This window comes from Neoroseomonas soli, assembly GCF_018129065.1.
Lineage (GTDB): Bacteria > Pseudomonadota > Alphaproteobacteria > Acetobacterales > Acetobacteraceae > Neoroseomonas > Neoroseomonas soli.
The window spans coordinates 1-18,441 of the sequence record NZ_JAAEDM010000025.1 but is presented as its reverse complement, the minus strand read 5'-3'; the positions used below and the strand labels follow the sequence as shown (position 1 = coordinate 18,441).

17 protein-coding genes and 3 pseudogenes are annotated in these 18,441 nt (G+C 70.0%); 6 read left to right on the top strand and 14 right to left on the bottom strand.

Annotated features, from left to right (window positions below; genetic code table 11):
• Nucleotides 1-11: 11 nt before the first annotated feature.
• From GXW76_RS11310 to GXW76_RS11295, 4 genes are read right to left on the bottom strand one after another with little or no spacing between them, the layout of a single operon-like run.
• Nucleotides 12-962: a hypothetical protein gene (locus GXW76_RS11310; RefSeq protein WP_211862125.1), complete on the bottom strand. Its 951-nt coding sequence runs from the start codon at nt 960-962 to the stop codon at nt 12-14.
• Nucleotides 959-2,422 carry an O-antigen ligase family protein gene (locus GXW76_RS11305; protein WP_211862124.1) on the bottom strand — a complete coding sequence of 488 codons (1,464 nt, stop codon included), beginning with the start codon at nt 2,420-2,422 and terminating at the stop codon, nt 959-961. The genes GXW76_RS11310 and GXW76_RS11305 overlap by 4 nt, the downstream gene beginning before the upstream one ends.
• A complete protein-coding gene (locus GXW76_RS11300) occupies nt 2,401-2,592 on the bottom strand; it encodes a hypothetical protein (RefSeq protein ID WP_211862123.1) in 192 nt (63 codons plus the stop codon). The genes GXW76_RS11305 and GXW76_RS11300 overlap by 22 nt, the downstream gene beginning before the upstream one ends.
• Nucleotides 2,589-3,587, bottom strand: coding sequence for a hypothetical protein (locus tag GXW76_RS11295; RefSeq protein WP_211862122.1), 999 nt, complete (start codon nt 3,585-3,587; stop codon nt 2,589-2,591). The genes GXW76_RS11300 and GXW76_RS11295 overlap by 4 nt, the downstream gene beginning before the upstream one ends.
• 262 nt (nt 3,588-3,849) lie before the next feature.
• Between GXW76_RS11295 and GXW76_RS25700 the strand changes: the two are divergent.
• Nucleotides 3,850-4,092: pseudogene (locus tag GXW76_RS25700) on the top strand (hypothetical protein); the annotation flags it as partial.
• A gap of 207 nt (nt 4,093-4,299) precedes the next feature.
• Here GXW76_RS25700 and GXW76_RS11285 read toward each other — a convergent pair.
• The 8 genes and pseudogenes from GXW76_RS11285 to tsaE all read right to left on the bottom strand — a co-directional run.
• Nucleotides 4,300-4,455: pseudogene (locus GXW76_RS11285) on the bottom strand (IS5/IS1182 family transposase); the annotation flags it as partial.
• A gap of 252 nt (nt 4,456-4,707) precedes the next feature.
• Nucleotides 4,708-5,787: a bifunctional glycosyltransferase family 2/GtrA family protein gene (locus GXW76_RS11280; protein ID WP_211862121.1), complete on the bottom strand. Its 1,080-nt coding sequence runs from the start codon at nt 5,785-5,787 to the stop codon at nt 4,708-4,710.
• A 316-nt stretch (nt 5,788-6,103) separates the two neighbouring features.
• Complete coding sequence (locus GXW76_RS11275) at nt 6,104-7,354, bottom strand: hypothetical protein (protein WP_211862120.1); 1,251 nt, start codon at nt 7,352-7,354, stop codon at nt 6,104-6,106.
• Between the two features lie 175 nt (nt 7,355-7,529).
• Nucleotides 7,530-7,742, bottom strand: a pseudogene (locus GXW76_RS11270) (transposase); the annotation flags it as partial.
• A gap of 346 nt (nt 7,743-8,088) precedes the next feature.
• Nucleotides 8,089-11,127, bottom strand: a complete 3,039-nt coding sequence (addB, locus tag GXW76_RS11265; RefSeq protein WP_211862119.1) for a double-strand break repair protein AddB — start codon at nt 11,125-11,127, stop codon at nt 8,089-8,091.
• A gap of 232 nt (nt 11,128-11,359) precedes the next feature.
• Nucleotides 11,360-12,088, bottom strand: a complete 729-nt coding sequence (locus GXW76_RS11260) for a nucleotidyltransferase family protein (RefSeq protein WP_211862118.1) — start codon at nt 12,086-12,088, stop codon at nt 11,360-11,362.
• Nucleotides 12,085-13,074, bottom strand: a complete 990-nt coding sequence (locus GXW76_RS11255; RefSeq protein ID WP_211862117.1) for an aminoglycoside phosphotransferase family protein — start codon at nt 13,072-13,074, stop codon at nt 12,085-12,087. The genes GXW76_RS11260 and GXW76_RS11255 overlap by 4 nt, the downstream gene beginning before the upstream one ends.
• On the bottom strand, nt 13,071-13,529 hold the full coding sequence (gene tsaE, locus GXW76_RS11250; RefSeq protein WP_211862116.1) for a tRNA (adenosine(37)-N6)-threonylcarbamoyltransferase complex ATPase subunit type 1 TsaE: 459 nt from the start codon (nt 13,527-13,529) through the stop codon (nt 13,071-13,073). The genes GXW76_RS11255 and tsaE overlap by 4 nt, the downstream gene beginning before the upstream one ends.
• An 81-nt stretch (nt 13,530-13,610) precedes the next feature.
• On the opposite strand from tsaE, the gene GXW76_RS11245 reads away from it, so the two are divergent.
• Nucleotides 13,611-14,642 (top strand): NAD(P)/FAD-dependent oxidoreductase, encoded by a 1,032-nt coding sequence (locus GXW76_RS11245; protein ID WP_211862115.1) that lies wholly within the window; start codon nt 13,611-13,613, stop codon nt 14,640-14,642.
• A 212-nt stretch (nt 14,643-14,854) separates the two neighbouring features.
• On the opposite strand, the gene GXW76_RS11240 is transcribed toward GXW76_RS11245, so the two are convergent.
• Nucleotides 14,855-15,571, bottom strand: a complete 717-nt coding sequence (locus GXW76_RS11240) for a superoxide dismutase (RefSeq protein ID WP_456307104.1) — start codon at nt 15,569-15,571, stop codon at nt 14,855-14,857.
• A 184-nt stretch (nt 15,572-15,755) separates the two neighbouring features.
• Between GXW76_RS11240 and GXW76_RS11235 the strand changes: the two genes are divergently transcribed.
• On the top strand, nt 15,756-16,022 hold the full coding sequence (locus tag GXW76_RS11235; RefSeq protein ID WP_211862114.1) for a hypothetical protein: 267 nt from the start codon (nt 15,756-15,758) through the stop codon (nt 16,020-16,022).
• Nucleotides 16,019-16,393 carry a hypothetical protein gene (locus GXW76_RS11230; RefSeq protein ID WP_211862113.1) on the top strand — a complete coding sequence of 125 codons (375 nt, stop codon included), beginning with the start codon at nt 16,019-16,021 and terminating at the stop codon, nt 16,391-16,393. The genes GXW76_RS11235 and GXW76_RS11230 overlap by 4 nt, the downstream gene beginning before the upstream one ends.
• 37 nt (nt 16,394-16,430) lie before the next feature.
• Here GXW76_RS11230 and GXW76_RS11225 read toward each other — a convergent pair whose 3' ends face one another.
• Nucleotides 16,431-16,757, bottom strand: a complete 327-nt coding sequence (locus tag GXW76_RS11225) for a TIGR02300 family protein (protein ID WP_211862112.1) — start codon at nt 16,755-16,757, stop codon at nt 16,431-16,433.
• Nucleotides 16,758-16,866: 109 nt separating this feature from the next.
• Between GXW76_RS11225 and aroA the strand changes: the two genes are divergently transcribed.
• Both aroA and GXW76_RS11215 read left to right on the top strand, forming a co-directional pair.
• Nucleotides 16,867-18,213 carry a 3-phosphoshikimate 1-carboxyvinyltransferase gene (gene aroA, locus GXW76_RS11220; protein WP_211862111.1) on the top strand — a complete coding sequence of 449 codons (1,347 nt, stop codon included), beginning with the start codon at nt 16,867-16,869 and terminating at the stop codon, nt 18,211-18,213.
• An 8-nt stretch (nt 18,214-18,221) separates the two neighbouring features.
• The coding region (locus tag GXW76_RS11215) for a (d)CMP kinase (protein ID WP_246514128.1) at nt 18,222-18,441 on the top strand (220 nt) is incomplete at its 3' end.

The window sequence follows — 18,441 nt, the reverse complement described above, 5'->3', positions numbered from 1 at the left end:
CGCGGGGCCTTTCAGATCCGGCGGCGCAGCGCGCGGGCCAGGGCGATGCCGAACAGCGCCGTGCCCACCGGGATGGCGATGACGGCGAAGCCGAGGTGGATCGCGTCCAGGGGCGGCAGGGCGGTGGTCGCCGCCGCGTAGACCACCGAGGCGCAGACCGGCATCAGCGCGAGCGCCAGGAAGTTGCGGCCACGGATGGGCGCGGCGAGATCGACGAGCAGGCTTTCGTCCGGCGCGGCCGCGCTGCGGCGGCGCATCGCGAGACCAAGAAGCGCCAGCAGCGGCAGCAGCACGATCGGCGCGAAGGGAATGGCCGGGACGGTCACCAACGCGAAGAACGCCAGCGCCGCGCTGCTGACGACCGCCACGCCGGGCCACCAGGGCCGGTAGTCCGCGCGCGCGCCCGCCGCGATCGCCCGGTGCGCGAGGCCGAGACACAGCGTCGTGCCCAGGGCATTGGCCAGGAACTCGAAGGGTTCCGCGGCGAGCGGCGGCGTCTCCGCCATCCAGCCGAAGCCCCAGACGCCCCAGAACAGGCCGAGCACGAGGGAGAGCCGCGCCGTCGGCCAGATGCGCGGCGCGCGCAGCGCCATGCCGAGCCAGTACCACCCCACCACCACCGACAGCGGCGCATGCCAGGCGAGCGCGGTCCAGGCGATGGTCACCGGGAAGGGCATGCTGGGATCGCCATAGACGGTCATGGCGACCAGCCCTTCCCCCAGCCAGCCATAGAAGGCGCCGGCCATCAGCAGCGCCCAGCCGCCGCGCAGCCGGAACAGCGCGACCACGACCAGCGTCAGGTAGCCGAACAGGGAATAGAGCAGCCACTGCGCGACCCGGCCGAAGGGCTCCTCGTCCGGGCGCCAGAACGACCAAAACATCGCCTCGGAGAAGAAGCAGAGCACGTAGCCCGTGCCGAGCACCAGACCCGCGCTGCGTGCGATGCGACCGAGGCGCGTCACGCCGTCGCGCCCTGCTTCGTCGCCGGGTCGAAGGCGACGCGCCGCAGCGCCGCCGAATAGCCGGCCAGCATCCAGATGATCTTGGCCAGCGCCAGGTGGCCGAAGATCGCGCAGACCAGGAACCCGAGCGCCGAAGCCACGAGGCAATCCGCCAACAGGCCCCGTGGCGGGTCGCCAAGGCGCAGCACCAGCCGCAGGTCGAGCAGCATGAGCACGTAGAGGGTGCAGAAGGCGACCATGCCGGGCAGGCCGAACTCGACCCAGACTTGAACCGCGGTGTTGTGCGGCATGATCCACTCGATGCGTTCGATCCCCTGGGCGACGCGGTTCTCCATGTCGCGTTCCCACGCCGAAATCTCGTCCGGCAGACTCGGTTCCGAGGCGAGCCACTTCATGAAGTTCGCCCCGAACTGGTTGTAGCCCCAGCCGGTGACCGGGCGCTCCTGCACCAGCGCAGCGCCGCCGCGCAGCAGGTAGGCGCGGAGGTTCGTGCTGCCGCCTTCCCGCGCGTATTCGATCGAGTAGATCCGCTCGAGGCCCGCTGGATTCCAGGCGAGGAACCCGACGGCGCTGAGGAAGGCGACCATCAGCAGCGGCTTGGCCGGCAGGCGCCCGCGCAGCGCGAGCCACGCCACCGTGACGCCGAGCGCCATGATCCCCGAACGCGTCAGCGAGATCACGATGCCGATGCTCTGCAGCGTCGCCGCCGCGAGGATCAGGAACCGCGCCGCCCGCCCGGCATAGCGGTGGAACAGATAGAGGTTGACCGGCACCACTGCTACCAGCATGTACGAAAACCAGTTCGACTCCGAGACACCGCCGGTGACGCGCTTGATGTCGACGCCATCGAGAGAGTCGCGGTCGATCACGGCGCCGATGTTGCCGCCGCCCTGGCTCGGATCGTCGGATTCCAGCGCCAGGCTCGGCAGCAGGAACTCCATCAGCCCGATGGTGGCGGAGACCGTCATGCTCGCCGTGAGCGCGATCACCGCAAGGTCGAGCGTGCGCTCGTTCTCGCCGGCGATGTTGGCGATCATGAAGGTCAGCAGCGCGAGCTGGATGTAGCGCATCACGCCCTCGCGCGCCTCGCCCGCGTCGGGCGAGACGAAGCCCGCCGCCCAGACCGCGAAGACGAAGGCGGCGAGCGCGGGCAGCAGCGGCGACCAGGTGATCGGGATGCGCTGCAGGATGCTCCGCGCGAGCCAGACCGAGAGCGTGAGCGCACCCGCAATCTTGCTGAAGCTGAGCGGCAGGCCCGTGACATTCTCGCTGCCCAGGATCTGCAGTGCGGTGCCCGAGATCACCATCATGCCGAGGCCGATGATCGGCCAGACATAGACGGCGGCGGCCAGCGCCACGGCGAGCACCCCGCCCGCCGCCAGCAGCGGCCCCGCGAGCGCGGCGGCGCCGAACAGGCCGGCGCCGACGCCGATCGGGATCAGCGCCTGGTGCCGGCCCATGACCAGTCATCCCCGGGCAGTTCCGGCGCGTGGACCGCCACCATCGTCAGCGGCAGCGGCAGCGGCGCCACCGCGAGCCAGAACAGCGTGCCCGCCAGGAACCACAGCACGGCGAAACCGATGCGCCCGCCGGTCACCAGGATGGCGTCCCGGGCAGCGCTGCGCGTCATGCCGCCCCCTGCGCCGCGCGTGCCCGCGCGCGATCCTGGCGGCGGCGGGACAGCGCGACGATCGCTCCTTGCGGCAAGAGCCCGAAGCCGATCCGCGCCCAGGTCGCCGGTTCGGCCAGTACGGCGGGCACCTCCCGCACGATCTCCGCGAGGCTGGCCGCGAACCTCTCGTAGCCGCCCCGCCGCGTGAGATGAAGCACCTCGACGGCGGTGCGCGCGCAGGTGAGCTCGGCCTGCCGTAGCTGCCCCGATGCGCCGATCGCGACGGATTGCAGCCAGGCGAAGGCCTGCCTGGCGGCCGTGATCTGGCGCCGGAACATCAGGTTCATGGTGCTCATCTGCTGCGACATCGCGGCGGGATGCACGCGGTATTCGACCAGCACGCGGTCGAGATGGCCGATATCCCCCGCGAGGCACATCCGGCAGAACAGCCAGAGGTCGATCACCTCGTGCCAGGCCTCGTCGAAGGGCCCCGCGCTGCGGGCGAGCACCAGCCGGTCGGTCTCGGTGATGCGCGGGCGCAGGCCCAGCGCGACGGTCACTTCCTGCAGGGCGCGCTGGACGCCGCGCATGGCCTGCTTGCCGATGTACTTCACGTGCTGCAGGAAGGTGACCGGCGGATCGTCGGCGAAGAAGTCGGGGCCGAGGCTTTCAACCAGGTCGCGGACCAGGCGCGGGTTGCTGAAGATCTCGACGCCGGTCGCCGAATCCTCGGGCCGCAGCATGGCCGGGGCCGAGGGCGTGCCCTGCAGCGTCGCCAGCAGCGGCGAGCCCGCCATTTCAGGACCGAGGTTGACCATGATCTTGGCGGCGACGATGTAGCGCGGCCCGCCGATCAGCACGGCCGAGGCCAGCAGCGCCACAGCCCCCGCCAGGGCGCAGCCGAGCATGAGGAGCCAGTACCGGCGCGCCAGCGCCAAGACGCCGAAGAGGTCCGTTGGGAGCCACGTCGTCTTCGGGCGCGCCCCGATGACCGCGGTGCCAACGCCTTGCATCCGATCGCCTCGTTCGTTTCTTGGCAACGAACCAATGGCGCCAGAGCGGAACGGCCGTCAACTGACGGCAGTCACAGCGCTCAGCGTACGTCACGTCGCAAGATCAGCCCGGATTTCCCGGATGAAGTCGATGCCGCTGGCCTGAATCGGGGGAATTTCAGGATTCTTTCAATGGGTTGAGTCTGCCGTCGGTGACGGCGCGATGGACCACCCGGCGGGTGAATCGAATGGCCCGCCGGGTCGGCCGATGGCGGCAAGGACGCGATGGGCCAATGCCCGCAAATCGGCCGTGCGCTCGGCCATCGAGCACGTCTTTGCCCGACAGAAGGGGCCGATGGCGCTGGTCGTGCGCACCATCGGCATCGCCAGGGCGCGGGTGAAGATCGGCCTCGCCAACCTAGAGCGGTTTCCGTTCGCCCCGGCTCACGAACACCGCTCGAGGCCTCTGTTTTTGCGAGCATCTTCACCCGATCAGGTGATTCCACCTGATCGGGATCTGCTCTAACCTACAACATGTCGCGGTTCGTCTGGCTCAGCAGCGGGCCCGCGCCGGCGTAGGGTCCGGAACCGCCGCGCCCGTCACCATCGCGCCCCGGCAAACATCCATCAGCGACGCGCTGTCCGTTGCCCCGCCGCACAGCGACTGACCGCGCACCAAACAACCATCACAATCCCAGAAGTCGGGGTTGCTGGAGGCGTCCGGCTTCTCCGTCCAGCACTCGGGGATCTGGCCCGCCTTGATGGCTGCACGCTCGGCCTCGGTGTTGCGCTGCTTCGGTGCGGCGACGATGGTCGCGTCCACGATCTGCCCGCCCATCGCGAGGTAGCCGGCCGCACACAGCGCGGCATCGAACCGCGCGAACAATCGAGTCCCGGCTCAGTCCAAGAACCCGGGCCGCCTCCCGACGACTATGCCGCTCCGTGAACACGAACCGACGGACCGCCGCGTAGGCCCCCACCGCGAACATCTCCCGGCGCCCCACCCGCAGCAGCATCATGCCGCCGCTCCAATGTCCGACGTTCTTTCCGCCGTGCATATCGGTCGGCGACTTCAAGAACGCCGGACGCGATCGGATAGGCAAACCAGGCGAAGTCGTGACTCTGGCGTGGGCATCCGACGTCAAAAGACGAGATACCGACGACCGAGGTAATTCAGGACGACGCCAATGATCGAGGCCAAGATCTTCGCGAGCCAGGCAGCCGTTCCTATGGCGACAAGCGCGCTCGTGATGCCGAGATCGACGACTCCGGCGGTCGCGACGACGAGGATGTAGGCGATGATCTCCCCCGTCGTCTTCCAGCGCGCCTTGTGGCGAAACAGGAGGGCGATACAAAGAAAATAGTTGACTGCGGCAGCAATGACGAAGGCGGACAGCGTGGACACTGGGAGCGACACGCCGAACCCGAGGAGACCCAGAAAGATGGCGAGATTGACAAGGCCGGCGATGAAGCCGATGACGAGATATGCGAAGAATTGAATAGGTAGCGGTAGGTGGTACGAATTATAGCGAAAGATACAATACAATGCGCGCACCCCGTCCCGCCAATTGATCTTCTTTCCTTCCGCGTAAGTCCGACCGTCATAGGAGATGGCCATTTCATAAATCCGCAGTTTCTTATGGGCGACTTTGGCGACGATCTCTGGTTCGAACCCGAATCGGTCTTCCTCGATCTGGATGTCCCGGATGGCCTCACGCCTGAAGACTTTGTAGCAACTCTCCATGTCGGTCAGGTTGAGGTCGGTAAACATGTTGGAGAGAAATGTAAGGATGGCATTCCCGACGTAATGCCAGAAGTACAGCACCCGATGCGGACCGGAGCCTTTGAACCGGGACCCGATGACCACGTCAGCGCGCCCGTCGCGTAGCGGCTCGACGAGTTTTCGAAGCTCGAGTGGATTGTATTCAAGATCCGCATCTTGGACGGCTACGAATTCCCCTGTCGCCTCCCGAAATCCCGTCCGGAGGGCAGCCCCCTTACCCTGGTTCCGGACGTGTTGCAGGACACGGATTTCCGGGTGGCGCGCCTCCAGTTCCCGCGCAATTGCCAAACTTCGGTCACGCGAGCAATCGTCGACAATAATGATCTCCAGCGACAGATCGTCCTCGTGTTTCAGTTCTAGGACTCTCTCGATACAGGACTGAAGTGTTCGCTCCTCATCGAAGCAGGGGACAATAATGGAGAGGGTGGCTGGTGACATATATGCGCTCCTCAAATTTGTCATGATGACTCCCCTCCCCTATGGGTACTGACGAGCCACTCAAGCCACCCGATCCGTAATAGCTCCGAGGATGGATGCATTCTTCCTTCCCCGTGGCCTCTTCGGCCTGCCGCCATTGCTGGCCCGCCTTGTTCTTTACGCTCGGCGGCTTCACCAGCCTGATGGTTCGGATGTGATGCCCACGGCATCGTCGATGCCGCGCTCGGAACACCCTTCGCGGAGACGCGGCGGAGTGCGGCGGGCGGTTGTCCACCCGCGCCTGACCGCGGATCGGACCAATCCCTGTCGGCCCGCATCACCTGGCGTCGAGCCGGGACCCAGCCCGTTCCCGCTCCTGATCCCGCCGAGTGCTGATCCACAAGACCACGGCGGTCGCGAATGCGGCCGAGAAGTGCACCACGGCAAACCATTTGTTCTTTTCGGCCGAGAACGCCCCCGGAAAAGTATAGATATGGTGCACGGACCCAAGCACGATTAGCGCTCCAAGCGCGCTCGCGATCTGCGGACTCAAACGATTCATATAGGAATCGATCGACATCCCCACGAGCAAGAAGACCGGGAACGCAGCCAGTGCATTCAGCCGCGCGATGCTGTTGAGTGTCCAATCAGGTCCGCCAAGAAATGGCTGCGCGCAGATCGGGACGATCAAGGCCAGTAGTCCAGCTACAACGAGCAGCCGATCGCGCTCGCGCGGGACCGTGACCCTGCAGCCAAGCAGTAAGGCGAACGCAAACGCAAAAGGAATCACGCCTCGAATCGTAAAATCCAAAAACCGTCCTATAGAAAAATCGGAACGGATCCAATACAGCAGCCCTAGCAACGCCATGTCCGTCTCGCTGGGAAGACCCGTGTGCGAGGCGATGAACGATGTGCCAATATAGATCAGGATGGGGAGCGTGAGGTAGCTCAGCGTGAAGATGTTGATGCGCCATCCGCGAGAGTAATTCAGGGCATACTCAAGCAGGATGTACGCTGGCAAGATGACCAGCGTCGTTTGTCGGCTTAGCGATGCGAGGACGATGCCAGCCAGCATTATGCCTCTCCTGCCAGCGAACAGGCCGAACAGACTGGCGGAAAGTCCCGCGAGGAACCCGATATCGTTGATATAGCCATTAAACATGAAATAGTGACGAAATAAATACGGATTAAAGAGTACAGCCATTGAAACAATAAAAACCGTCTCTTCGCGCATCCCCAGCAGCTCACAGCACCGGACAAAAAACCAGAACGCCAGGGCCAGAAGAAGACTTCCGGCCACCAAGTAGGTCATCGGGATCGAAAGTCCCGTAACGTCACTCACTATGCCGAGAAGGTATGGCAGGAAGATCCGCTGGGCATGGTGATACGGCACGGGAACAGTGACCAATCCCGGCGCGGCCTCCGACATGGCGAAATAGGATAAAATATCGCCTGCTCCGATCACGATCTGCTCGTGATCGGTCTGATAATTCAATTGGTTTGAACTGATCGCGACCAGGACGAGCAATGCAAACAGAAGAAGCCGCTGCTGCTTGAACTGGAGAAAACCGATCCGCGCCTCCGCCACCGATCTCAACCTCCTCACGCACCAACGGTTCCGTAAGACAGCTGGAGGCTAGTCGCATCAGTGCATCCTCGAAAAGATCCAAGCTCGGATTTCCCGGGTGAAGTCGATGCCGCTGGGTCGTGTCCCTGGTGATGGTGTAAGAGCGCCTGGTCTCCCGAGCGGGTGTGAGCCGCGGTCAGTTTGCCACGGCGGGCAGGCTGACGTTGGGAGCATTGCTGATGGGGGCGAGCGTCTCAAGGCTCATGGAGCGGCGCTGCGCCGCCCATTCGTCGTTCTGCTCGAGGAGGATGGCGCCGACGAGGCGGGTGACGGCAGCCTCGTTGGGAAAGATGCCGACCACGTCGGTGCGGCGCTTGATCTCCCCGTTCACCCGCTCGATCGGGTTGGTAACCGGTATGCAGATCCCGGTGCCCGTCTTGTCTGGCTGGGGCGGTCTCCGGGTCCTGGCGTATGGTGCGACCATCCGGGACGAGGGGCACCGGGAGCACGCTGAGTGGGCAGGGGCGCCGAGGTGCTGGAGGCCGCCCGCGCCCTGATCGACAAGGTCATCATCACCCCCGGCGACGGGCCAGACCACCCGCCGGGGATCGAACTGGTCGGACAACTGATGGCCATGCTCAAGGCCGCAGGCGCCTTCCCGGCGGGAGAAGGCGCCGCAGACCGCAATCTCGTCGATGCCTTGACCTCAGGTTCGGCAAAGGCGGGTATCGGGGGAGGTTCCCCTCCCCCGACCTTCATCCCGCTTCCCCGACCCCCGCCGACCATTCCTCGATCCGCGCCAGGTGGTCGTAATCCCCCCCCGGCGCGCTGCGCGACGGGTGCGGCCGTGACGCGAAGGGCGCGTTCCCCAGCAGCCAGCGCGCCGCCAGGTGTTCCAGCCTCTCGCGCGCGATGGCCGCGTAGTCCTCGGCGGTGGCGTCGATGGCCTTGACCTCGCCTGGCACCTCGCCGCCGGTCAGGCGCCAGTAGATGAGTTCCCTCGCCGTGCCGCCTTCGGTGCCGGCGAAGGCGCCCTGGCCCAGCAGCCAGGCCTCGATGGGCAGTTGCGGCGCGTCGCCGGTGAGCAGCGCGGCGTCCTTCGGCACGGTGCCGGTCTTGTAGTCCACCACGCGCCAGCCGCCGGCGGTCAGGTGGTCGAGCCGGTCGGCGCGGGCCTCGATCTCCACCTCGCCTTCCGGCAGGCGGAGCAGGGCGGTGCCCTTGGTTTCCACCAGGCAGGCGGCGAGGCCGCCGTTGCGGCGCAGGGTTTCCTCCTCGGCGATCACGAAGTCACCGATGTTCGCGAGGCGCGGTGTCCAGAAGGCGAGGATGCCCGGGCGGTCGGCATGCTTGGCGAGCGCCGTCCCGCTGGCGCGCGCCCAGGCTTCGCGCGCCTTGTCCTCGCCCGGCCAGGAGGTGCCGAGGGCGCGCAGGAAACCCGCCATCGCATCGTGCACCAGCGTGCCGTATTCGATGGCGCCGACGTCCTCCTCCAGTTCCTTCAGCGGCGCCAGGCGCAGCACGCGTTTGGCATAGAAGGCGTAAGGATCGGCGATCAGCAGCCCGGCATCGGACACGGTGAGGCGGCGCGGGCGTGCCTCCACGGGCGGCGCGGGCGCGGGACGCGGACAAGGGGCGACGGTGGCGGGCGCATCCAGCGCGGCTGCCCAGCCGGCGGCAGGCGACGGTGCGATGGCCAGCCCGCCCTGCCCCGCGAGGAAGGTGTCGAGCCGCACCAGCCAGCGCGCCGGCACGGTGGGCGATCCGCCGCGCCGCGCGGCGGAGGACAGCACCGCTTCCGGCGCCGCCGCGGCGGCGGTGAGGAAATCCGCCGCCACGCGGCCGATGCGCGCTTCCGGTTCCGGCAGGCCGAATTGCGCGCGCATGGGGCGGCTCATCCAGGGGCCGGGTTCGGTCGCCTGCGGCCAGGTGGTTTCCTCGAGCGCGCCGAGCACGATGCGGTCGAAGGATTGCAGCCGCGCTTCCAGCAGGCCGAGGATGGCGATGCGCGGATGCGCCGCATCCCCGCGCCCGCGCACCGCGCGCAGCGACGGCGCGACAGGGCCGGCAAGGGCGGCCTCGAACAGGTCCGGCCAATCGGCGGGCGCCATCGGCGGCAGGTGCGGCAGGGCTTCCGAAAGGTCGTGCAGGTGGCGGGCGAGGGGTTCGCCTTCCTCCCCCGCATAGAGCCGCAGCCCGCCCGGCATGTCCGGCGTAGCGGCGAGCGCCTCGGCGGCTTCCATGTGCGCCGACAGCAGGTCGGCGGCGGGACGCGCGGGCGAGTCCGGCAAGGTGGCGAAGCCCGCCATCGCCGTTTCCAGCGCGGTGAGCAGTTTCTCCACCGAGGCCTGCACGGCGCCGCGCGCGGCGATGGCGGAAGCGCGCAGCCCCGCGAGCCCCGGCGCCGGGCGCGGGCCGCGCAATGCGCGCGCTTCCAGCGTCCGCGCCGCCGCCAGCCATTCCGCGCGGTCCATCCCGCCGGCACAGAGCGGGTGCTTCAGCACGGCCAGCAGCGGCACGGGCGCGAAGCCCTCCGCGACCATGCGCGCGATGAGGCGGAGGAAGGTCGCGGCAGGCGTTTCGGCCAGCGGCTCGCCGGCGGAATCATCGGCGGTGATGCCGTGGCGGGCGAGGTCCGCCGAGACGCGGCGCGCGAGGTCGCGATCCGGCGTCACCAGCGCGGCGGTGCGGCCGGGTGTCTCGATGGTTTCGCGCAGCAGCAGGGCGATGGCGGCGGCTTCCTGCTGCGCGTCGGCGGCGATGAGGCGCGCCAGGCCCGCGCTCGCCGGCGACCAGCGCGCGGGGGCGCGCTGCGTCCAGGTATCGAGGCCCTCGGCCGGATGCAGCGCGCGGCCGAGCAGCACGGCGCGATCCGGCGCGGCCCCCGCGGGCGGCGCGTCATGCCAGGGGCGCAGGTCGGACGGCGTGGCGCCCATCGCCGCGAGCAGCCGAGCCTGCCCGGCCAGCGGATGCGTGGGCGCCTTGCGGATCGCTTCCCACAACGCTGCGTCCATCGGTTCCGGCAGGCCCTGCAACACCACCGCGCCCTGCGGCGCGCCCGCCAGCACGCGCAGCAGCGCGGCGGCGGCGGGGATGGTACCGCCCGCGCCGATGCCGGCGGCGATGGTCGGGTGCTCCGGCGGCTCCGCGCGCCATGCAGCAGCTTGAGCGGCCAGTGCCTTGACGCGCCGCACGCCGATGTCGAGCAGCGTGCGATCCTTCAGCCAGTCGTTCCAGTCGGTGGCGACGGCGCGCAGCACCGTGGTGGTGATCTGCCAGTGCTGCGCATGGCGTTCCGGCACCAGCCCGTCGAGCCGCGCCAGCCAGGCCGCCGCGAATTCCTCAGGCGGCGCCGATTCCAGCATCCGCAGGTCGGGTTCCTCGAGCGCGATCTCGTCGAACAGCCGCGCGAGTTCACCCGCCAGCATCCAGGCCTGTTCCGGCGTGGCCGGGCCGCCGGCGCGGCGCGGGATGCGGCCCGCCATCTCAGCCAGTACCGCCTGGCGCGTCAGCGGCGCGACGGCGGGCGGCAGGTCGAGCAGGTCGGGCAGCGCAAGTTCGTCCGCTTCCTCGGTGGACAGGCCCACGAGCGCGCGCATGCGCGGCAGCAGCAGGGCGCGGCCGCCGGCGGCACGCAGGAAGGCCTCCCGCAGGCCACGCGCGGCGCGGCGGGTGGGCAGCAGCAAAGTGACGCGGGCCAGGGCGTCAGGCGCATCGGACGGCAGGCGCGCCAGCACGCCTGCGGCCAGGGTGTCGAGGAACCGGGCGTGGGGCGGGATGGCGAAGAGGGTCATGGGGCGCGGCGGTCGCACGGAGAGGGGCTCCGCCCGCCAGAGGCCGAAAGGCCTCTGGACACCATGAGATGGGCGGCTGGCGGGAGGGGCGCCAAGCGGCCTCCGGCACCGAAACGCGCGCGGAGCCCCTCCCGCCAACCGCCCAAGTCTCGGGTTCCAAGGGCCTTTCGGCCCTTGGCGGGTGGGGTTCCGGGGAGGGCGGAGCCCTCCCCGCCGCGCGTCCGCAGCCCCATCAGAACAACGCCCGCACCAGCCCCGCGCGGAGGGTTTCCTCCGCGTGCCCCAGATCTTCCGGCGTGGAGAGGTGGAACCACACCCCGTCATGCACCAGGCCGAAGAGGCGCCCGTTCTCCATTGCGCGGTCGTAGATCCGGTTCAGGCTGAAGGCCCCTTCGGGCGCGCCCTCGAACAACGCGGGCGAGAGGATCTGCACGCCTGCGTAGAGATAGGGCGCGATCTCGCGTTCCTTCGGCCGCCGCACCCGTCCGAGCGGGTCGAGCAGGAAGTCGCCCTGCCCCACCACGCCCTCCACCTGGGTGGTGCGCACCATCAGCAGCAGCGCGTCCATCTCCGCCGGGTCGAAGGCGGCGGCAAGGCGCGTCAGCGCGGGCGTCGGGCCGTCGAGCCAGAAGGCATCCCCGTTCACCACGGCGAAGGGCGTGTTGCCGAGGTTCGGCAAGGCAAGCGTCACGCCGCCGCCGGTCTCGAGCAGCGTGTCCTCCTTCTGCAGGATGACGGGCGGGTGCTCGCGCCGGGCCACGGCGCCGGCGATCTGCTCGCCGCGCCAATGCGCGTTCACCACAGCATGCTCCACCCCCGCGGCGGCGAGGCGGTCCAGCGCGTGGTCGAGCAGCGACCGCCCATCCAGTTCGAGCAGTGGCTTGGGCCGTTCGTCGGTCAGCGGCCGCATGCGCGTGCCGAGCCCGGCGGCGAGCACCATGGCATGGGTGAGAGTGATCATGCGGGCTCCGTGACGGCGATCGGGTTGCGACGCAGCGCCCGGGGCACATGCGTGTCGAGGAAGTCGCGCAGCGGGCGCGCGGCGGGGTGGGCGAGCGCCCGGTCCAGCAGCCGCCAGCAGCGCGGGCCGTGGACCAGGTAGCGCGGCTTGGCATCGCGCCGCGCGAGGCGCACCCAGAGCGCCGCCACGCGCAGGTGCCGCTGCGCCGCGCAGGCGGCCATGGCGGCGGCGAAGGCCTCGCGGTCCATGTCGCCGCGGACGTCGAGGTAGCGCACGATGGCGGCGGCGCGGACCTCCGGCGCCACGTCGCGGCGCGCATCCTCGACCAGGGAGACGAGGTCGTAGGCCGGGCTGCCGCGCGCGGCGTCCTGGAAGTCGATCAACCCGGTGCGGCGCGGGCCATGGCGCGATTCCAGGCGCATCAGGTTGGCGGGGAAGAAGTCGCGATGGACGAAGCAGCCGGCCTCCGCGAAGGGCGCGAGCATCGTGCGCAGCACGGCATCGAATTCCGCGCGCGTCGCGTCGGAGGCATCGGTGCCCGTCGCCGCCGGCCACCACCAGTCGAGGAAGGTCGCCGCCGTCGCGCGCGCCATCGCCGCGCCGTCCCAGGCGGGCAGGAAGCCGGGCGGCGGGGCGGCATGCAGCGCGGCCATGGCCTCGGCCGCTTCGAGGTAGAGCGGCATCGGGTCCGCGCCGGCATCGAGCAGCGCGGCATGGGTGGCGTCCCCGAAATCCTCGAGCAGCAGGAAGCCCTGCGCCTCGTCGGCGGCGACGATCTCAGGCGCGGACAGGCCGATGCCCGCGATGTGGCGCGCGACGGCGAGGAAGGGGCGGACATCCTCGGGCGGCGGGGCGTCCATCAGCAGCGCCGGGCGCGGCCCGCCATGCAGCCGCGCGTAGCGCCGGTAGGAGGCATCGGCTGCCAGCGGGGCCAGCCGCGCCCCGCCGAAGCCCGCGGCGCGCAGGAAGTCGGTCGCGTCCCTCATGCCGCCAGCGCCTCGATCCGCGCGTCCCAGCCGGTAAGGCGGGCGCGGCGGGCATGTTCGTCCGCAAGCGGTTCGAGCGCGACGGTCAGCGCGCCCTCGGGGCGCTCACCGCCCAGGCGTTCGGGCCATTCCACCAGCACGATGCCCTCCCGCGCCTCGTCCCAGCCGAGTTCGTCGAGTCCCGCCGGCCCGTCGAGTCGGTAGAGGTCGAAGTGATGCGCCGGGCCGGCCGGCAGGTCGTAGGACTGCACCAGGGTGAAGGTCGGGCTCGGCACTTCCAGACTCGGGTCGCCGGCGGCGGCGCGCAGCACGGCGCGGGCGAATTCACTCTTTCCGGCGCCGAGGGGGCCTTCCAGCAGCACCGCATCCCCCGGCCGCAGCAGCCTGGCGAGGCGCGCGGCAAGGGCATGGGTGGCGGGCAGGTCGGGCAGGTCGAGTGTCAATGTCCGGGGCATCGGGGGCGCACCGGGCGCCGCCCGGCTATGATCCTTGGGCCGTCCCGTCTATCACGCGGGCCAGGATTCGGGGGAGTGGCCATGGCGGCGGTCATCGAAACGGATGTCGCGATCATCGGCGCGGGGCCTGTCGGCCTCTTCGCCGTCTTCGAATGCGGCATGCTGCGCATGAAATGCGTCGTCGTGGACGCGCTGGACGCGGTGGGCGGGCAATGCACCGCGCTCTACCCGGAGAAGCCGATCTTCGACGTCCCGGCGCATCCGACCATCTCGGCGGCGGACCTCATCGGCCGGCTCGAACAGCAGGCGGCGCCCTTCTCGCCGACCTACCTGCTCGGGCGGAGGGTGGAGCGGCTGGCGCGGGATGGCGAGACGATCGAGCTCGGCACCTCCGCCGGCGACACGATCCGCTGCAAGGCGGTGATCGTCGCCGCCGGGGCGGGCGCCTTCGGGCCGAACCGGCCGCCGCTGGACGGGCTGCCGGGCTACGAGGCCACGGGCGCCGTGCGCTACCTGGTGGCGCGGCGGGAGGAATTCCGCGGCAAGCGCGTGGTCATCGCCGGGGGCGGCGATTCCGCCGTGGACTGGGCGCTGTCCCTCAAGGACGTCGCCGCGAAGGTGACGGTGGTGCACCGCCGCCCGAAGTTCCGCGCCGCGCCCGAGACCGCCGCGCAACTCGAAGCCGCCGCCGCGCGCGGCGAGGTCGAGATGGCCATCCCCTACCAGTTGCACGGGCTGAAGGGCGACGGGTCCAGGCTGGAGGCCGTCGTGCTCGCCACGCTGAAGGGCGAGGAGCGCGAGGTCCCGGCCGACCACCTGCTCGCCTTCTTCGGGTTGACGATGGAACTGGGTCCGATCGCGCAATGGGGCCTGGCGCTGGACCGCCACCACATCGCCGTCGAGCCGGCCACCTGCGCGACCAATGTCGACGGCGTCCATGCCATCGGCGACATCGCCACCTATCCGGGCAAGCTGAAGCTGATCCTGCAGGGGTTCAGCGAGGCGGCGATGGCCGCGCACGCCATCCACCCGCGAATCTTCCCGGGGGAGGCGCTGCACTTCGAGTACTCGACCTCGAAGGGCGTCCCGGCCGCAGCCTGGGAGGCCGTCTGACACCAACGGCCGGGGTGGTTCGCCGCCGGCATGAATGTCGCATCACCCGCGGGCGCGCGGCCTGGCCTTCGGTCGCGTGGGCCTCGCCGGGCTGCCGGCGGGCCGCATTCCCGGCCTCGGCCTGCGGGCCGCGGGTCGGGAAACGCGACAGCCGGCATGACAATGGCCAATGAGCGCGGGCGGGGGAGGCATCCTCCCCCTGCCCGTCCGGGTCAGACCCGCAGCGTGCCGTTCCGCGCCGCGTCGTAGCGCGCCTGGATCTTCTCCCAGTTCAGCACGTTCCACCACGCGGTCAGGTAGTCCGCGCGGCGGTTCTGGTAGCGCAGGTAATAGGCGTGCTCCCACACGTCGTTGCCCATCAGCACCCGGCCGCCATCCATCAGCGGCGAGTCCTGGTTGGGCTTCGACACGATCGAGAGGTTCCCCGCCGGCGTCACCGCCACGAAGACCCAGCCGGACCCGAAGACGCGCGTGCCGGCGGTGTTGAAGTCCGTCCTGAACTTCTCCATCCCGCCGAGGTCGCGGTCGATCGCGGCCTTGAGATCGCCGGCCGGCTCACCGCCCTGCCCGCCCATGATCTCCCAGAACATGGAGTGGTTGGCGTGCCCGCCGCCATTGTTGCGGATGGCGGTGCGGACCGCCTCCGGCACCTGGGAGAGCCGCTGCAGCAGGTCGTCGAGCGGCATCTGCGCCAGCGCCGAATGGTCCTTCACCGCGGCATTCAGGTTGGCGACATAGGCCGCGTGGTGGCGCCCGTGATGGATCTCCATCGTCATGGCGTCGATCGCGGCCTCGTTCGCGTTGGGCGCGTAGGGCATGGCCGGCAGGGTGAAGGGCCCGGCAGGGGCCTGCGCATAGGCCGGACGCCGGAACATCGCGGCGGCGGCAAGGGCGGCGCCGCCCAGAAGCAGGCTGCGGCGGTCGGTCATGGCTCGGGAATCCTTCGCTCGTTGCGGCAGGCCGGAGAAGATTGCGTTGGCGCGACGACGTCAACTGCCGAGACATTCCTCGCGATATTGTTCCGACTGCGGAAATACGATCGCTGCTACCGTCGCGTGCGCCTCGGGGCATCCCGCCAATCGGGGCGTGCAATGGAAGGCGAGGAGGGAATCCATGTCCGGATCGCGCGGCAAGGCTCGGCGTTTCGTGGTGGACCTCGGGGATGTCAGGATCAGCGAGGCCGCGGCCAAGGAGATGGGCGACGGCATCCAGCGCGTCGTGCTGGACGTGCTGTCGCGCTACCGCGAGGACAGCGGCCGCACCTACGGCATCCGCTTCCCGCGGGAATGGATCGGGCTGATCCTCCGCGAGCACCTCGAATCCCTCAAGCAACTCGAGGAGATCGAGAAGCAGGTCGGAGAAATCGCGGGGCCGCGATGACCCGGCTCTGCCCCAGCGCGCCGGCGGAGGACGGGGCCATGGTGATCGGCATCGTCGGGCCGGACGGGCGCGTCGCCCATCTCGCCACGCCGCTGCGGGCGGATGGCGGCTTCGTCGAGCGGCTGCGGCAGGAGGGGGCCTCGCCCGAGACGCGGTTCCGCTTCTCCGGCACCTGCCAGGAAGGGCGCTGCGCCCAGTGGACGGGCTCGGCCTGCGGCATCATCGAGCGGGTGCTGGCCCGCCTCGACCCCGCGCAGGCGGCTGAGGCCCTGCCGCGCTGCGGCATCCGAAGGGATTGCCGCTGGCATTCCCAGCGTGGCGCCGCGGCGTGCCACGCCTGCCCGCTGGTCGTCACCGACCAGCGCGGCTGAAGGGCTGGACTGCCGCGGGGTGTCCCGCGGCGGACGGTCAGCTTTCCTCGTCGCGGTCGGCTTCGACCTCGATCTCCTCGCCGAGGGCCTCGGCGTCGTCCTCGAGCTCCTCCGCGTCCTCGATCGCCTCGTCGCCCTCGACGTCCTCCACCTCGATGTCCTCGGCCTCGGCCTCGGGCGTCGCGGCGCGCTTCTTCAGCTTCTCGTCGGGGATCGGGGCGGCGGCGGCGCGGCGCAGGCGCGGCTGTTCCGCCGGCTGCTCGGTGCCGCACTTGGGGCAGACCGCGGGCGTGCGGGCCAGGTCGTAGAAGCGGGTGCCGCAGGCGACGCAGCTGCGCTTCATGCCAAGTTCGGACTTTGCCATCCGGCGGGACCTCATTGGAATCCGGCCTGCACGAAGGCTTGGTGCGGGCCGGGGAAAAAGAGTGCGGCGCATTGCCACGCAAGGCCGGGCCATGTCAAACGCGCGGACCATGTCGCATCCTGATCCTCGTCCCTTTCGTGCTGCGGCCCCGGGCAGGCCGCTCTCCGGCCGGCTCGGCGTGCCCGGCGACAAGTCCATCAGCCACCGGGCGCTGATGTTCGGCGCGGTCGCCGTCGGCACCACCGAGATCACCGGCCTGCTGGAAGGCGAGGACGTGCTGCGCACCGCCGCCGCCATGCGCGCGCTCGGCGCACAGGTCGAACAGGTCGGGCCCGGCGCCTGGCGCGTGTCCGGCCGCGGCGTGGGCGGGCTGGTGGAGCCGGCGGACGTGCTCGACATGGGCAATTCCGGCACGGCGGCGCGGCTGCTGCTCGGGCTGCTCTCGGGCCATCCGATCTTCGCGGTGATGACGGGCGACGCCTCGCTCCGCCGCCGGCCGATGAAGCGGGTGACGGAACCGCTCGCCGCCACCGGCGCGCAGTTCTGGACGCGGGAAGGCGGGCGGCTGCCGCTCGCCGTCCGTGGCGCCACCGACCCGCTGCCGATCGACTACGTGCTGCCGGTGGCCTCCGCCCAGGTGAAGAGCGCCTGCCTGCTCGCGGGCCTCTGCGCCCCCGGCACGACGCGCGTGGTCGAGCCCGAGCCGACCCGCGACCACACCGAGAACATGCTGCGCCATTTCGGCGCCACCGTGTCCGTCGAGGACACGGCGGAAGGTCGCGTCGTGCGCCTGGAAGGCCAGCCGGAACTCGTCGCGGCGCCGGTGCAGGTGCCGGGCGATCCTTCCTCCGCCGCCTTCCCGATCGTCGCGGCGCTGCTCGTGCCCGGATCCCGCGTGGTGGTGGAGAATGTCGGGCTGAACCTGCTGCGCACCGGCCTTTTCACCACGCTGCGGGAGATGGGGGCGGCGCTGCGCGTGGAGAACGAGCGCGTCGCCGGCGGCGAGCCGGTGGGCGACATCGTCGCCGAATACACGGAACTCCAGGGCATCGAGGTCCCGCCCGGCCGCGCGCCGGCGATGATCGACGAATACCCGGTGCTTGCCGTCGCCGCCGCCGCCGCGCGCGGCGTGACCCGGATGCGAGGCCTCGCCGAATTGCGCGTGAAGGAGAGCGACCGCCTTTCGGCCACCGCCGCCCTGCTCGCCGTCAACGGCATCACGGCGGCGATCGAGGGTGACGACCTGATCGTGCAGGGCACGGGCGGCGCCATCCCGGGCGGCGGCACGGTCGAGACCCACATGGACCACCGCATCGCCATGAGCGCGCTGGTCATGGGCCTCGCCGCGCAGATGCCGGTGGCGGTGGACGACGCGGCCTTCATCGAGACCTCCTTCCCCGGCTTCGCCTCGCTGATGAACGGGCTGGCCGGATGCGAGGCGATGGCGGCGCCGTGACGGCAGCGCTGCGATCGGCCGAAGGCACCGGCGCCGGGCAGGATGCGCGCCAGCACTTCGTCGTCGCCGTGGACGGGCCGGCGGCCGCGGGCAAGGGCACTCTCGCGCGGCGGCTCGCGGCCGCGCTCGGCCTGCCCTATCTCGATACCGGGATGCTCTACCGCGCGGTCGGGCGGCGCGTGCTCGACACCGGCGCGGACCCGCGCGACGCGGCGGTCGCCGAGGCCG

Bases quoted from the DNA above. Each gene is read 5' to 3' on its own strand.
- GXW76_RS11305 (WP_211862124.1), bottom strand. From the start codon at position 2,422: ATGGGCCGGCACCAGGCGCTGATCCCGATCGGCGTCGGCGCCGGCCTG.
- GXW76_RS11300 (WP_211862123.1), bottom strand. From the start codon at position 2,592: ATGACGCGCAGCGCTGCCCGGGACGCCATCCTGGTGACCGGCGGGCGC.
- GXW76_RS11295 (WP_211862122.1), bottom strand. From the start codon at position 3,587: ATGCAAGGCGTTGGCACCGCGGTCATCGGGGCGCGCCCGAAGACGACG.
- GXW76_RS11280 (WP_211862121.1), bottom strand. From the start codon at position 5,787: ATGTCACCAGCCACCCTCTCCATTATTGTCCCCTGCTTCGATGAGGAG.
- addB (WP_211862119.1), bottom strand. From the start codon at position 11,127: ATGACCCTCTTCGCCATCCCGCCCCACGCCCGGTTCCTCGACACCCTG.
- GXW76_RS11260 (WP_211862118.1), bottom strand. From the start codon at position 12,088: ATGATCACTCTCACCCATGCCATGGTGCTCGCCGCCGGGCTCGGCACG.
- GXW76_RS11255 (WP_211862117.1), bottom strand. From the start codon at position 13,074: ATGAGGGACGCGACCGACTTCCTGCGCGCCGCGGGCTTCGGCGGGGCG.
- tsaE (WP_211862116.1), bottom strand. From the start codon at position 13,529: ATGCCCCGGACATTGACACTCGACCTGCCCGACCTGCCCGCCACCCAT.
- GXW76_RS11245 (WP_211862115.1), top strand. From the start codon at position 13,611: ATGGCGGCGGTCATCGAAACGGATGTCGCGATCATCGGCGCGGGGCCT.
- GXW76_RS11240 (WP_456307104.1), bottom strand. From the start codon at position 15,571: ATGACCGACCGCCGCAGCCTGCTTCTGGGCGGCGCCGCCCTTGCCGCC.
- GXW76_RS11235 (WP_211862114.1), top strand. From the start codon at position 15,756: ATGTCCGGATCGCGCGGCAAGGCTCGGCGTTTCGTGGTGGACCTCGGG.
- GXW76_RS11230 (WP_211862113.1), top strand. From the start codon at position 16,019: ATGACCCGGCTCTGCCCCAGCGCGCCGGCGGAGGACGGGGCCATGGTG.
- GXW76_RS11225 (WP_211862112.1), bottom strand. From the start codon at position 16,757: ATGGCAAAGTCCGAACTTGGCATGAAGCGCAGCTGCGTCGCCTGCGGC.
- aroA (WP_211862111.1), top strand. From the start codon at position 16,867: ATGTCGCATCCTGATCCTCGTCCCTTTCGTGCTGCGGCCCCGGGCAGG.